The organism is Thauera aromatica K172 (assembly GCF_003030465.1).
In the GTDB taxonomy this organism is placed as follows: domain Bacteria; phylum Pseudomonadota; class Gammaproteobacteria; order Burkholderiales; family Rhodocyclaceae; genus Thauera; species Thauera aromatica.
In genome coordinates this window covers 3,381,821-3,394,889 of record NZ_CP028339.1, presented here as the reverse complement: position 1 = coordinate 3,394,889, position 13,069 = coordinate 3,381,821, and the positions used below count along the sequence as shown (strand labels likewise).

The following is a 13,069-nucleotide window of genomic DNA, read 5'->3' as shown; positions in this document are numbered from 1 at the left end:
GGGCGAGTGCGGGGATAAGTACGAATGCGGGTGCGGACGGCTTTACACGATGGCGGGGAGTGAAGTAAAAGCGGGGCTGCCCTTGCCGGCCCGCCCCGCCTGCTGCTGAAGGAAATCGATGCTCCTGCGCCCCCTCGCCGCCGTCCTCGCTGCCATTTTCCTGCCCTTCCCGGTGCAGGCGGCCGAAGTGCAGGTGGCGGTGGCGTCCAACTTCCTTGCGCCGATGCAGCGCATCGCCGCCGCCTTCGAGCGCGACACCGGCCACCGCGCGCGCCTGGCCTCCGGCGCCACGGGCAAGTTCTACGCCCAGATCCGCAGCGGCGCGCCGTTCGAGGTCCTGCTCGCGGCCGACGAGACCACGCCTGCGCGCCTCGAGGCCGAAGGCCGCGCGGTGGCGGGGACGCGCTTCACCTACGCGATCGGCCAGCTGGTGCTGTGGTCGCCGCGCGCGGAGTACGTCGACGCCGAAGGGGCGATCCTGCGCCGCGGCGGTTTCGCCCATCTCGCCGTGGCCAGCCCGCGTACTGCGCCCTATGGCGCGGCCGCGGCCCAGGTGCTGGCGGCGCTCGGCCTCGCCGATGCGCTCGCGCCCCGCCTGGTGAGCGGCGAGAACATTGGCCAGACCTATCAGTTCGTCGCCTCGGGCAATGCCGAGCTCGGTTTCGTCGCCCTCTCCCAGGTGATGGCCGACGACAAGCTCACCGGCGGCTCGGCCTGGCAGGTGCCGGCCGACCTGTACGCTCCGCTCCGCCAGGATGCGGTGATGCTCGAGCGCGGCGCGGACAACCCGGCCGCCGCCGCGCTCCTCGATTATCTGCGCGGAGATGCTGCGCGCGCGCTGATCCGCGGTTACGGCTACCGTTTCTGACGCGCCGATGCTCGACGCCACCGACCTCGCCGCGATCCGCCTGACGCTGGAGCTGTCCGCGCTGTCCACCGCGATCCTGCTGCTACTGTGCACTCCGCTGGCGTGGTGGCTGGCGACCACCCCGTCGCGCTGGAAGGCGCCGATTGACGCGGTGGTGGCGCTGCCGCTGGTGCTGCCGCCGACCGTGCTCGGCTTCTACCTGCTGGTGGCGATGGGGCCGGAGGGGCCGATCGGGCGCTTCACTACCGCGCTCGGCCTGGGCACGCTGCCATTCACTTTCGCCGGGCTGGTGGTGGGCTCGGTGATCTATTCGCTGCCCTTCGTCGTCCAGCCCCTGCGCCAGGCCTTCGAGGCCGTCGGGCGGCGCCCGCTGGAAGCCGCCGCCACCTTGCGCGCGGGGCCGTGGGACAGCTTCTTCAGCGTCGTCCTGCCGCTCGCCCGCCCCGGCTTCGTCACCGCCGCGGTGCTCGGTTTTGCTCACACCGTGGGCGAGTTCGGCGTGGTGCTGATGATCGGCGGCAACATCCCGGAGCGTACCCGGGTGGTCTCGGTGCAGATCTACGACCACGTCGAGGCCCTCGAATACGCCCAGGCGCACTGGCTGGCGGGCGGCATGGTGGCGTTTGCCTTCATCGTGCTGCTGTTGCTGTATTCGAGCCGGCGCCTGCGCCCGGGCTGGAGCTGAGATGGGCATCGACGCCCGCATCGAAGCGCGCTTCCGGGTCGCCTACCCGGGGTTCACCCTCGACGTCGATCTGGTGCTGCCGGGGCGCGGAGTGAGCGCGCTGTTCGGCCATTCCGGTTCGGGCAAGACCACCCTGCTGCGCTGCGTCGCCGGGCTGGAGCCGGCGGCGCAGGGGCGGCTGACGGTCAACGGCGAATGCTGGCAGGACAGCGCGCGCGGGGTGTGCGTGCCCACCCACCGCCGCGCGCTGGGCTACGTGTTCCAGGAGGCGAGCCTGTTTCCCCACCTGTCGGTGCGGCGCAACCTCGAGTTCGGCCTGCGCCGGATCCCGCCCGCCGCGCGCCGGGTGTCGTTCGCCCAGGCCACCGCCCTGCTCGGCATCGACGCCCTCCTCGAACGCATGCCCGCCCACCTCTCGGGCGGCGAGCGCCAGCGCGTGGGAATGGCGCGCGCGCTGCTCACCAGCCCGCGCATCCTGCTGATGGACGAGCCGCTGGCCGCGCTCGACCCGCGGCGCAAGCAGGAGATCCTGCCCTACCTCGAACGCCTGCACGACGAACTCGACATCCCGGTGCTGTACGTCAGCCACTCCCCCGAGGAAGTGGTGCGCCTCGCCGACCATGTGGTGATGCTGGGCGAGGGCCGGGTGATGGCGTCCGGCGAACTGCACGCGACGATGGCGCGCCTCGACCTGCCCACTGCGTTCACCGAGGATGCGGGGGTGGTCATCGACGGTATCGTCGCCGAGCACGACGAGCACTACCACCTGACCCGGCTCGACTTCCCCGGCGGCGCGGTGTTCGTCGCCCGCCAGGGGGCGGCGCCGGGGCAGCGGATGCGTTTCCGGGTCCATGCGCGCGACGTCAGCCTCGCCGATCACCGCGTCGAGGGCAGCAGCATCCTCAACCTGCTGTCGGTCACGGTGCAGGAGATCGTCGGCGCCGACACCCCCGCCCATGTCCTCATCCGCCTGGACGCCGGCGGCACGCCGCTGCTCGCGCGCATCACCCGGCGCTCGAGCGAGCAGCTGATGGTGCGCCCGGGGCGCACGCTGTGGGCGCAGATCAAGTCGGTGGCACTGCTGTAGCAAAACGGGGCGAGGATGCGATGATGCACGCCCCGCAATCAACCGAGAGCCTTTGTCGATGAGTGAAAAACCCCACCTCCGCGCCCGCAACTTCCCCTCCGCCGAAGACGAGGCCCGCGCGGTCCAGCCCCACGGCCGCTATGACGGTCCGGGCAGCGCCTTTCGCATGGCGTTTACCGACACCGAGTTCCTGCTGCGCGAGGAGCTGCGTCCGGTGCGCCTCCAGCTCGAGCTGCTGAAGGCCGAGCTGATCCAGCAGGAGCAGGGAGTGGAGTCGAGCGTGGTGGTGTTCGGCAGCGCCCGCTTCAAGGCCCCCGAGGTCGCCGCCGCGCTGCTCGCCGACGCGGTGGCGAGCGGCGACGAGGAGGCGATCCGCCGCGCCCGGCAGATGGTGAACAACGCGCGCTGGTACGAGGAGGCGCGCCGCTTCGGCGAGCTGGTGACGCGCGAGTCCGAGGCCCTCGGCGAGCCGGTGATCGTCGCCACCGGCGGCGGGCCGGGAATCATGGAAGCGGGCAACCGCGGCGCCTTCGAGGCCGGCGGACGGAGCATGGGAATGAGCATCTTCCTGCCCTTCGAGGAGGCGCCCAACCCCTACATCACCCCCGAGCTGTGCTTCCAGTTCCACTACTTCGCCATCCGCAAGATGCACTTCCTGATGCGCGCGGTGGCGCTGGTGAGCTTTCCGGGCGGCTTCGGCACCCTCGACGAGCTGTTCGAGGTGCTGACCCTGACCCAGACGCGCAAGATCCGCCGCCGTCCGATCGTGCTCATCGGGCGCGATTTCTGGCAGCGCCTGATCGACTTCGAGGTCCTCATCGAGCACGGCGTGATCAGCGCCCAGGACGTCGAGCTGTTCCACTATGCCGAAACCGCCGAGGAAGCCTGGGCGCTGATCAAGGCCGCCTACAGCGGCGACAATCCGGCGCTGGTGGCGCGCCAGATGAAAGGCAACTGAGCGCGGCGGGCCGCGCCGGGAAAGGGGCGATGACGGCGCCGGGCGACATCGTGTTGGTGCACGGGCTGTGGATGCACGGCTGGGTGTTCACCTTGCAGCGCCGGCGTCTGCAGCGGCGGGGCTGGCGCAGCCATGCGTTTTCCTATCGCTCGGTGCGCGGGACGCTGGACGGGGCGGCCGACGCGCTGGCCGAGTTCGTCGCCGCGCTGGGGGAAACGCCGGTGCATCTGCTCGGCCACAGCCTGGGCGGCCTGGTCGTGCTCGACATGCTCGCCCGCCGGCGTCCGCCGCAGGTGGCGCGCGCGGTGCTGCTCGGCGCACCCTGCCAGGGCTCGCACAGCGCGGCGGTGCTGCTGCGGCTGCCGGTTCTGCGCGGGCTGGTCGGGCGCGGACTGGCGCAGTGGCTGGCGCGCCCCCTGCCGCAGGTGGACGCCGCGGTCGACATCGGCACGATCGCCGGCAACCGGCCGCTCGGCAGCGGCCGCCTGCTGCCCGGCCTGCCGACCCCGAACGACGGCATGGTCGCGGTCAGCGAGACGCGCTGGCCGGGCGCGCGCGACCACATCGTGCTCCCGGTCACCCACAGCCAGATGCTGGTGTCGCGGATCTGCCTCGAGCAGGCGCAGCATTTCCTCCTGACGGGCGCGTTCGACCACCGCGCGGCGGGGGCCCCGCCGGCCTGACTTGTGTCGCTCCACTCCGTGATCGGCTTCACCGCCTCCGCGTCTGCGCGCCGGCCGGCGGCGCTTCGTGGAGCACGCCGTCCACGTAATACCAGCGCCCGCCGTCGAGCACGAAGCGGCTCGTTTCGTGCAGCCGGTGGGCGCGTCCGCCGACCTTGTAGCGCGCCACGAACTCCACCGTCGCCGCGTCCGCGCCGCTCGTCTCGTGACTCCGCACTTCGAGGCCCAGCCACTGCGGCGTGTCCCCGGCGTCGAGTTCCAGGCTGGCCGGCCGCGTCGTCGCGTGCCAGGTAGCGAGCAGGTACGCTTCGTTGCCGAGCACGTAGGCCGTATAGCGCGAGCGCATCAGCGCCGCGGCGCCGGGCGCCGCCTCGCCGGCGTGGTAGCGGCCGCAGCAGTCGGCCAGCGGGCGGCCGCTGGCGCAGGGGCAGTCCGTTGCGGCGGGGGAGGGGGAGCGTTTTTTCACGTTGGGCAAGCTGCCGGAGGGGAGAGGGAGAAGAATACATTCGGCGTCACCCGGGCCGAGTAGCGAAAACGCTCTCGCTCTTCAAGCGCGGAGTGACGGCCTCTGTTCTCAGAGACGGGCTCGCAACACGGCGTCGCCTAACGCCGCGCGCTCGCACCAATGACGTGTCGGTCATCTCGGCACTGCCATTCACTTTGTAACGCATCGTCGTTTCTTCAGGGACACCTGGCATGCGCACGGCGCGGGGTTGGGTTGCTCAAAGGCTGTCCACCTCGAGCTGCAGGCGCTTGATCATGGGGCCGGCCTGTTCGGGCGCCATGAACAGACGGCTGATGTCGCTGACGCGCACCTGGCGTTCGGGAGCGATGGCCACCTTTGCGCCTTCGCCCTTGCCGTTGGCGAGGTCGATCCATGCCTCGCACGCGTCTTTTGCCGAGGGCAGCAGTTTGCCGAGCTCCTGTTCGCAGCCGCGCTGCTGACGTTCCACGTCGGCCTCGAATGCGGCCTTGCGCTGCTTGTCGGCATCACCCTTCATCGGGTCGAGCGCATATTTGTGGCGCTGCTCGATCAGGCTGCGACGCTTGAAGTAGCCCAGGTCGCGTACGGTGAAGGAACTCTTGCCAATCTCCACGCTTTCCAGTTCCCCAAGCATCGCCAGAGGGCCGCCGCCAAATCCGCCCATGCCCGCTGCTACCGTGGAAGCGATGGATTCCATGTCAGGCAGGTTCTTCAGCTCGATGCGGGTGTCGGCCGACAGCAGCTCCGGCACCGTGATGCTGTACTGCAGGCTGAGATCGCCGGCCTTGACGTCGTAGTCGGCATCGACGCGCGTATCGAATGCGCCGATTTCAGTGCGGCCGCTGGCATGCAGCAGGCCCTTCAGGGGCAGGTTGCCCGGCCCCTTGAGGGTGTCGGACAGGGCAACGTCGGCCAGGTCGAGCTTGATGCGCTTGCGGTCACGCTCATTCTCGAAATCGGAAATCTCCACCCGCGCAATGTCGACTTCGATGTTGCCGACAAGCGGGTTCTTCTCTTCGATCCTGACCCCTTTCAGGGTGACCGTGCCGCCGAAGGGTGTCGAGCTGACCGAGTCCCAGCGCACCTTGCCGCTCAGGTTGTTGTCGTAGAGCCAGTCCTCGATGTCCTTTTCGGCCTGGCTGCTGGCATAGGCCCCGAGCCCGAAGTAGCCGGCGACGACGACTGCGACCGCAGCCGGCGCGATGATCTTGATGTTTTTCTGCATGGTGTTCATTCCTGTTTGCCGGCTTGGGCGTAGCGCTCAGGCCACACACTGCGGACTTTTTCCATCGCATCCTCGGGAGTCCAGTCCTGGCGTCCAAGACGGTGGCGCGTCAGCTTGACCGGATCGCGCAGGTCGGCGCAGCCGTCCTTTTCGCACGCCACCAGCGATTGCGGCGAGAAACGCGTCAGCGGCAGCTTCTGTTCATCCAGCATCTGCGGGTCGAGCTTGGCGGTGCCCGACATCAGGTACCAGCCCTTCGACAGCTTCTCCCCGTTCAAGGTGCTCATCTGCGCGTCGTAGGGGTAGTCCAGGCGCCCGCCCTCGTCGTTGGTGCTGCTGACGCGGACGATGAGCCGCACTTCTTTCTGGCGCCCGCTCATCAGCGCGCTGTAGTCCGAGTCCGGGTTGATGCCATGGACCAGGCTGGCCATCAGCTGCTGCGGGTTGCGGACCTGTTCTTCCAACGAGCGATACAGCTGCAGCTCGTTTTCGGCCTGCATCGCGATCTGCTGGCGCTGGCGCATTTCGGCGCGCTCGCGTTCGGCGGCTTCGCGCTGGGCGATCTCGGCCTGGCGGCGTTCGAAGTTGAACAGGTGGTTGGTGGCGCGGTTGGGGTCGAAGCCCATTTCCTTGCTGCGCCAGTTGCGCTGCATCACGACCTCGTACAGCCAGTCGTTGCGCTGCGCCTTCAGCAGGCCTTGCTCGAAGTTGCGCATTGCATAGACGCGGAGCGAGTTGGTGCGGATGCCCTGCTGTTCGACCGCCGCGACCGGCGCCATCACCACCGCGCGGATGCTGTCGATGTCGCGGAAGAGGTCGATCTTTTCCGTGATGGCGATAGTGAACAGGCTGGGAGCGTGCCAGGTGCCGTCATGGCTGACCAGTGGCAACTGGGCCAGGTGGTGAACGCCCTGGGCAGCGTCGCTGCCCAGCGACACCAGCATGTTGCGCTCGTCGTCGAAGCCCACCACCGGCCAGGCCGAGTTGCCGTCCACAATCGGCAAGCCACGATGGAAGTTGGCCTTGATGCGCTTCAGCTGAACGCCGTCGCTGCGCATGATGGACAGCGAACCCATGCCGGTGGCGAAGCCGTCGCGGCCGCAAGTCGGGCCTTGTGCCTCGACACGCAGGAACTCCGGCGCGACATCCGGCTTGTAGGCGAGGCGGTAGCGGCAGCCCGTCTGGTCCTGCAGGATGGTCAGGAAGCTGGCGGCCGCCAGGGCGTCGTCTTCACGCGGCGGCTTCCAGCCGGCCACGGTGAAGTCAGGCCGCGGTGCCGCCGCAGGGGGCACCGCGGCAGGCGGTGCTGGCTCGGCAGGCGCGGCAACGGGCGTGGGCGCTGGTGCCGCGGCGACCGCTAGGGTGGCGACGGCCGGAACGGGTGCTGTGGCGACAGGTGTCGGCGCCGGGGTGCTGGGGGTTGCAGGCGCATTAGCCGTCGGAGCGTGGGCGCTTGTGGCAGCGGCGCTGGCCGAAGGCGCGGGCGCTGCCACAGGCACAGGTGCCGCCGCGACTGCGGCCGGTGCGGCCGGTGCAGCCCGAGCCTCCACGACCCAGCCGTTGCTCTTGGCCGAGGTGCCGCTGGCCAGTTGCGCGCCGCTGGCGTCGGTGCTGCGCCAGGTGGCCGTGCTCGCATCCGGGCACTCCTTGCCCAGCAGGCCGCCCAGGCGCGGCATCAGGCGCTCGACGGCATCCTGGTTGGGTGCACCGCCGAACGCGAAGCGCAGTTTCAGCGCCGGGCCGCACCACGGCTGGCCGGCTGCGTGATCCACGAACACTTCAAGGTTCTCGGCTTTCGAAAACGCCAGTCGGTGCGCGGAGTCTGCCGCCATGGCCGAGACGCTCAGTGCGAGCAGGCTGAGGAGGGGAAGGGTCTTGATTTTCATCGTCTTAGCTCAGCTCCCATGCGCCGTCGGCGGCTTGGCAGGCTTTGACGTCCTGCTTGTCGCTCTTGCCGCCCGCATTCACGGTGTATTGCAGGGTGCGGCAGGTTGTCGTCGCCGCAACCTTGTCTTCCACCACCGGGGCGCTGTCGAGGTCGAAGCCCTGGTCCTGCGCACTGGCGACATCGAGTGCATCGAGGTCGGTCGCGGTGTCGGCGGCTTTGGGCGCGCCGGTCGTGGCCTTGGCGGCCTGCTGGACCACGGGCGCGGGTGCGACCAGCGGGGCATGAACATAACCGACCGTCACGCCGCGACGGCCGACGGCAATCCAGTTGTTGTCGGTGCGGCCGATCGCGGTGAAGGTGCTGCCGGCGGCGAGACCGCCGACTTTCTCGGCGTTGGCGTCGGGCGCGCTGCGCACGTTGGCGCTCTTGATGGCGCGGTAAGGCTTGTTGAGCATCTGCAGGTTGCTGACCGACTGCACCTTGGCCGTGCGCTTCACGGCAACCGGGCGGGTGAAGGTTTCGGTCGACACCGGCGTGATCTGTGCCGTCGCGCCGCTATGCTCGGAACGCCAGGTCGTCACCTGGCCGTCTTGGGTGGCGTCGAGCACCTGCTGGCTTTGCGCCGCCAGCGCCTGACGATCACGCTCGTCCAGGCTGGCGCCGATGCTCTTGCCCAGCATGCCGCCAGCCAGTGCGCCGACCAGCATGGCGGCGGTGCGGCCACTGCCCTTGCCGACCTGGCTGCCGATCAGCACGCCCGCTGCAGCGCCGACGACGGTGCCGATGTTCTCGTTGTTCAGGTAGGCGTTCTGCGACATGTTGGCGCAGCCGGTGCTCAGGCCGACGCAGGTTGCGACGGCCAGGACAGTCAGCTTCATGTTCGTTTTCATCGGGTGTCTCTCGAATGAAAGGAGGGGTGTTGCAAGTGGATTCGGGGTCAGTTCTTCTTCAGAAGCTTGTTGACGAGCTGTTCACCTTTTTCTTCCGACTTGCGCGTGTTTTCTGCGCGTTCCTGGGGCGTTGCCGCAGCGTTGGTACAGGCTGCGGCCATGGACCTGAAGCGTTCGTTACACGTCTGGGCCATTTTCTTGGCCTGGTCCCAGCCGGCCGTCTGGCCGTAGAACTCGATCGCCTGCGGCCAGACGTCGCCCGCCTGGTCGAAGTAGGACAGGCCTTCGTCCATGACGCGGGTCGCTACTTTGCGTTGGCCACTCGCTTCGAGCTGGGTGCTGCGTTCCACGTACACCACCCAGGCGCGATCCATATCGGATTTGAGGTTCGCATCGAGCAGGTTGGCGGCAGCGTCGTCCTTGCGTCGTTTGCCGGTGGCCGGTTCGGCCTGCTGGGAACGATACAGGGCGAGCAAGGGCAGTGCGTGACGGGCGCTCGGGCCGCTGGCTGCCTGCCGGGCCAGCTTGAGGGCGTCGGGCGCGGCGGGGTCGGACATCGCTTGGGCGGCCAGCTGGTAGTGCTTGAACAGCGTGGCGGTGCGTTTGTCACGCTGCGCGCGCAGCAGGGCGTCGGTGGTGGCGTCGCGGTTTGCGATGTCGTCCGGCAGGGATTCTGCGGCCTTGGCGACAGCATCGAGGCGCGCAAGGATTTGCGGGTGCGTGCTCGTGGTGGCGTCAATGATGCTCTTTGCCGCGTCTGCACCCTGGAACAGTGCGCCGGCGATGCCCGCGTTCAGGTCCGCCAGGGGCTGAGCCATCGCGGTGCCAAGCTGATTGTCCGGGGCGCTGCCCTGCTTTTTCAGCGCCTGCTGGCTCGCGTCCTGCCTGACCTGCTCAAGCAGCTGCACCTTGATCGCTGCCTGTCGCTCGGCATTGCTCTCTTCCCATGAGGCCAGGCGCTCGAGGAATACCTTCATGCCGTGTTCGTAGGAATAGCCCAGTTTCAGGCTCAGGTTGAGGCCAAAGGCGTCCGCGGCGGACTCCTGGCCGCGACCCCAGGCTGCGGTCGTCAGCGCCCGACCCATCGTGTAGGCGGTCATAAGGCTGTCGACCTGGTTCCAGCCCGTTGCCTGGCCGGTTTTCTTTGCAAGCGCCACGCCTAGCGCGGCGTATTGGGCGACCTGGTCCGAATCCTGCACCGCACCCTCGAGCTGATGGTAGTGCAGGTAAGCGTGGCCGAATTCGTGGCTGAGCAGGGCGACGAGTTCGTCCTCGCTCTGAGCTTCGGAAACCCAACTCGGCGACAGATAGATGTTGCCTGCAGCCGTTGCATAGGCCTCGAGTGCAGGGGTTGCCAGGATGTACACCTTGCCCGGCCATGCGGGCACGCCAGCACGGGTCTTGATGCGCGACAGCAGGTCGTCGAGGTACTGCTGCAATTCGGGCATGTGTGCTAGGCCGTAGCCGCGCGCGCGTTGGTTCAGCACGTCCTGTGCAGAATCTGGCCAGATCCGTTCGGCGGGCGGCGGGAGATCGGCGGTGGGCGCCAGCGGCGGCGCGACGATTTCGCCCACCAACGGGATCCCGGCCAGGGTCTGTGGCACGGACTGACAGGCCGTCAGCGCGCCCACGCACAGGCTGGCGGCAAGGAGGAGCCGCAGCGGCTTGCAGGCGGGTTTACTTGCACGCATCGCCACCCGCTCCGGCAATCGACCCGGTGGTCGTGAATTGGCTGATCTTCCCGGCGCAGCTGGCTTGCGAGTTGCGCTTGATGCGCACCTGGGCGCCCTTGATCCAGGCTTCCTGTCCGGCAACATCGATCTTGTGGTAACCCGACTGTGACGCGATCACAGTGAGGGGCAGCGCAAGCTCGGACAGCGCCACAGTGCCGCTGGGTGTGCCACCGGGTTGCGCATAAAGGTCCAGTGCGGTGCGTGAGCTTGGACTGGCGCCCACGATCGCCTCTTGTGCCAGCAGCGCAGGGCTGGCCAGGGCGAGCAGGCCGGCAAGCAGAACGTTTGCGAACTTCATGCGGACTCCTTCTTTGCTTGTTCTTGCGTGATGTCGGGTGACGCTGGCGTGGACGCGGGCTTGTCATCCTCACCGCTGATGAAACGCCGGATGCGCGCCATGGCATCGAGGCCCTCGGCAACCAGCGTCATGGTCACAAGCTCCACCACCGGCAGCATGCCGATGCGGAATTCGCTTTGCAGGTAGGCCACCAGCAACAGTGCGGCGGCAGTCTGCGCCATGCGCTTCAGCAGCCAGGCCAGCATGTCCAGCAACAGTTTGAGGGTACGACGTGACAAGGAGTGTTTGCGCTCGTACCACGCCAGCCCGGGAATGCTGGTGCGCCAGTCCATGAAGGTCTGCCACGCGAGCAGGCGGCGACGAGCGAGAGACCAGGCCAGGTGTACGACGTAGATGGCTGCAACCGCCGCCAACGCGGCCTTGATCAGCTCCGGGGTCGTCCACAGATCCGCCCAGTCGGTGGAAAGCTTGTAGTGATCGCCGTAGGTCAGCAAGTTGTCCAGCGCCATCGCGTGCATGTAGATGCCCGGGATGAGGCCGTGGATGGGGGCGTTGATGAGGTCGTTGTAGCCCGGCACGAAGGCGCCCACCATGACGAAGCGGTTGGCCAGCAAGGGCCTGAGGACGTCCTCTTCCAGGCTGGCGACCTGGCTCATCGACAGGGTGGTGTGATACGGGCAGATCGACCCGCTCGGCTCGTTCGAGAACACGTCTCTGACGACGCCGGGTACCAGTCGCGACCACTGCGTGATGCCTTCGCGGCAGTAATTGAGCAACGCTGGACGCATGCTCAGGTCGGGTGTGCGCAGACCCCAGACCAGGGCCATTGGCGGCGTTGTGACGCCCAGGTTGAGCCCGGCCGCATCTTGCGCGATGCGCATTGCGGCGCTGCGCAGCGTGGGTGTGGTGTCGTTGGCGGCTGCACCGTCCAGCCAACCGTTGGGGCCGAGATGCCGGGTCATCGGGTAATTCCAGACCAGGCGATCGAGCGGGTCGGCTTCGTAGCCCACATCGACCAGCGTGAAGCAGGTGCGTCCATCCGTCGGATGTGTTGGCGACAGGCCCTTGCGCACATACAGCGCGCCATCGTTGACCGAGGCCAGTGCGGCGAGGAAGACCGGCACGCCGTAGTCGTTCTGGATGGTGCATAGCGCTTCCTGCAACTGAGGCAGGGTCGGGTCGTCGCGTTCCTGGCCAAAGGTGACGTCGACCATGATGGCGCGCGGGCGGGCATTGGGGTTGCTGCTGATGCGAAGCAGCCAGTCGGCGTGATCGCCGTAAGGAATGGGCCAGTTGCTGCGGCTGCTATCGAGGAAGGCCGGATCGTACATCAGCACGGTGATTTGATTCCGTGCTGCCGGGGGGTAAAAGTGTGCGGTTAACGGCGCCTGGCTACGTGCCATGAAGCGTGTGATGACCATGCCCGACGCATTGATCCTGTCGGCCAATGAAAGCAGCGCGAACGAGACGCCAACCAGCAACAGGAAAGAGATCGAGAGTCCGGTGAGTCGCCAACCCCAACTGGCCGCGGCCAGTGTCTCGAACGGCTCGATGCAGAATAGCAGTCGCTGCATGCACAGCCTGGAAGGCGGTGTACTGGAGTCGTCAGCAGCCCCGTGGGCGCTGGGCTCTGCCGGCGACGGTTGATGCATGTTTGCTTGCAGTTCGGTCAGTAACGTCTTGTTTCAGGATGATGCCATGAATGAATAGCTATATTAAGTTGCGACACTAGCCGTGTGGCATATTTTACAATTGAATGTCCAGCCGACCGCTTGCGCGCGTATCAGATCAGGGTTGTGCTCGTCCGCGCTGACGCCACCATGATCTGCTTCATCGTCGCCCGTGTTGCGCCGACGAACAGCTTGCGCATGGTCAGATTCCACCAAAGCACGGATTTCTTCGGTGATGCGTGGGTCGCCGGTCTGCCACCAGAAGGCGAAATGCGTGCTGAGCAGCAGCCTCACCGGGCGGCTCCGGGGACGCCGGTTTCGCCCTACGGTTGTTGCAGGCAGGAAAACAGCTCATCGACCGGCGCATCGAAATCGTCGGCCATCCGCCAGTCGCGGCCTTTCATGCTTCCCGGTGCAGCAAGCTTGCGGCGCACCGGACGATAGGCGGTCAGCGTGGCAACGGGGCGGCCTGCACGCGCAATGACGACTTCCTCGCCGCGTTCGATCGATTCGAGCAAGCGCGACAGATGGGTCCTGGCTTCATGGATGTTGACGACCTGCATGCTTGGCTCCGGCCGGAGTGGACCAAGGCTTAGCCTA

General features: G+C 67.4%; 14 protein-coding genes. 5 read left to right on the top strand and 9 right to left on the bottom strand.

Features of this window, described 5'->3' with window-relative positions:
- Positions 1-118: 118 nt before the first annotated feature.
- From modA to Tharo_RS15930, 5 genes are read left to right on the top strand one after another with little or no spacing between them, the layout of a single operon-like run.
- The gene (gene modA / locus Tharo_RS15950) at positions 119-868 is read left to right on the top strand and encodes a molybdate ABC transporter substrate-binding protein (protein WP_107222048.1); all 750 of its coding nucleotides are present in this window, start codon (positions 119-121) and stop codon (positions 866-868) included.
- A 7-nt stretch (positions 869-875) separates the two neighbouring features.
- On the top strand, positions 876-1,553 hold the full coding sequence (gene modB, locus Tharo_RS15945) for a molybdate ABC transporter permease subunit (protein ID WP_107222047.1): 678 nt from the start codon (positions 876-878) through the stop codon (positions 1,551-1,553).
- Between the two features lies 1 nt (position 1,554).
- Positions 1,555-2,640 (top strand): molybdenum ABC transporter ATP-binding protein, encoded by a 1,086-nt coding sequence (gene modC / locus Tharo_RS15940; protein WP_107222046.1) that lies wholly within the window; start codon positions 1,555-1,557, stop codon positions 2,638-2,640.
- A 58-nt stretch (positions 2,641-2,698) separates the two neighbouring features.
- The gene (locus tag Tharo_RS15935) at positions 2,699-3,598 is read left to right on the top strand and encodes an LOG family protein (protein WP_107222045.1); all 900 of its coding nucleotides are present in this window, start codon (positions 2,699-2,701) and stop codon (positions 3,596-3,598) included.
- A gap of 29 nt (positions 3,599-3,627) precedes the next feature.
- Complete coding sequence (locus tag Tharo_RS15930; RefSeq protein ID WP_107222044.1) at positions 3,628-4,281, top strand: esterase/lipase family protein; 654 nt, start codon at positions 3,628-3,630, stop codon at positions 4,279-4,281.
- A gap of 28 nt (positions 4,282-4,309) precedes the next feature.
- On the opposite strand, the gene Tharo_RS15925 is transcribed toward Tharo_RS15930, so the two are convergent.
- The 9 genes from Tharo_RS15925 to Tharo_RS15885 all read right to left on the bottom strand — a co-directional run bounded on the left by Tharo_RS15925 (position 4,310) and on the right by Tharo_RS15885 (position 13,032).
- Entirely contained in the window at positions 4,310-4,747 is a 438-nt protein-coding gene (locus Tharo_RS15925) for a YchJ family protein (RefSeq protein WP_107222043.1), read from the bottom strand.
- A gap of 256 nt (positions 4,748-5,003) precedes the next feature.
- Positions 5,004-5,990, bottom strand: a complete 987-nt coding sequence (locus Tharo_RS15920) for a hypothetical protein (RefSeq protein ID WP_159051722.1) — start codon at positions 5,988-5,990, stop codon at positions 5,004-5,006.
- A gap of 5 nt (positions 5,991-5,995) precedes the next feature.
- Entirely contained in the window at positions 5,996-7,876 is a 1,881-nt protein-coding gene (locus tag Tharo_RS15915; protein ID WP_107222041.1) for a hypothetical protein, read from the bottom strand.
- Between the two features lie 4 nt (positions 7,877-7,880).
- Positions 7,881-8,756, bottom strand: a complete 876-nt coding sequence (locus Tharo_RS15910) for an SH3 domain-containing protein (RefSeq protein ID WP_211309626.1) — start codon at positions 8,754-8,756, stop codon at positions 7,881-7,883.
- Between the two features lie 59 nt (positions 8,757-8,815).
- Positions 8,816-10,459 (bottom strand): M48 family metalloprotease, encoded by a 1,644-nt coding sequence (locus tag Tharo_RS15905; RefSeq protein WP_107222039.1) that lies wholly within the window; start codon positions 10,457-10,459, stop codon positions 8,816-8,818.
- Positions 10,446-10,799: a hypothetical protein gene (locus Tharo_RS15900; RefSeq protein WP_107222038.1), complete on the bottom strand. Its 354-nt coding sequence runs from the start codon at positions 10,797-10,799 to the stop codon at positions 10,446-10,448. The genes Tharo_RS15905 and Tharo_RS15900 overlap by 14 nt, the downstream gene beginning before the upstream one ends.
- A complete protein-coding gene (locus Tharo_RS15895; protein WP_159051721.1) occupies positions 10,796-12,373 on the bottom strand; it encodes a CHASE2 domain-containing protein in 1,578 nt (525 codons plus the stop codon). The genes Tharo_RS15900 and Tharo_RS15895 overlap by 4 nt, the downstream gene beginning before the upstream one ends.
- A gap of 141 nt (positions 12,374-12,514) precedes the next feature.
- Positions 12,515-12,763 (bottom strand): hypothetical protein, encoded by a 249-nt coding sequence (locus Tharo_RS17990; RefSeq protein ID WP_245880936.1) that lies wholly within the window; start codon positions 12,761-12,763, stop codon positions 12,515-12,517.
- A gap of 29 nt (positions 12,764-12,792) precedes the next feature.
- Positions 12,793-13,032 (bottom strand): type II toxin-antitoxin system Phd/YefM family antitoxin, encoded by a 240-nt coding sequence (locus Tharo_RS15885; protein WP_107222036.1) that lies wholly within the window; start codon positions 13,030-13,032, stop codon positions 12,793-12,795.
- Between the last annotated feature and the right edge of the window lie 37 nt (positions 13,033-13,069).

Excerpts from the sequence above, each read along its gene's own strand:
- modC (WP_107222046.1), top strand. The coding sequence starts at position 1,555 with ATGGGCATCGACGCCCGCATCGAAGCGCGCTTCCGGGTCGCCTACCCG.
- Tharo_RS15930 (WP_107222044.1), top strand. The coding sequence starts at position 3,628 with ATGACGGCGCCGGGCGACATCGTGTTGGTGCACGGGCTGTGGATGCAC.
- Tharo_RS15920 (WP_159051722.1), bottom strand. The coding sequence starts at position 5,990 with ATGCAGAAAAACATCAAGATCATCGCGCCGGCTGCGGTCGCAGTCGTC.
- Tharo_RS15900 (WP_107222038.1), bottom strand. The coding sequence starts at position 10,799 with ATGAAGTTCGCAAACGTTCTGCTTGCCGGCCTGCTCGCCCTGGCCAGC.
- modB (WP_107222047.1), top strand. The coding sequence starts at position 876 with ATGCTCGACGCCACCGACCTCGCCGCGATCCGCCTGACGCTGGAGCTG.
- Tharo_RS15915 (WP_107222041.1), bottom strand. The coding sequence starts at position 7,876 with ATGAAAATCAAGACCCTTCCCCTCCTCAGCCTGCTCGCACTGAGCGTC.
- Tharo_RS15895 (WP_159051721.1), bottom strand. The coding sequence starts at position 12,373 with ATGCAGCGACTGCTATTCTGCATCGAGCCGTTCGAGACACTGGCCGCG.
- Tharo_RS15935 (WP_107222045.1), top strand. The coding sequence starts at position 2,699 with ATGAGTGAAAAACCCCACCTCCGCGCCCGCAACTTCCCCTCCGCCGAA.
- modA (WP_107222048.1), top strand. The coding sequence starts at position 119 with ATGCTCCTGCGCCCCCTCGCCGCCGTCCTCGCTGCCATTTTCCTGCCC.
- Tharo_RS15885 (WP_107222036.1), bottom strand. The coding sequence starts at position 13,032 with ATGCAGGTCGTCAACATCCATGAAGCCAGGACCCATCTGTCGCGCTTG.
- Tharo_RS15910 (WP_211309626.1), bottom strand. The coding sequence starts at position 8,756 with ATGAAGCTGACTGTCCTGGCCGTCGCAACCTGCGTCGGCCTGAGCACC.
- Tharo_RS15905 (WP_107222039.1), bottom strand. The coding sequence starts at position 10,459 with ATGCGTGCAAGTAAACCCGCCTGCAAGCCGCTGCGGCTCCTCCTTGCC.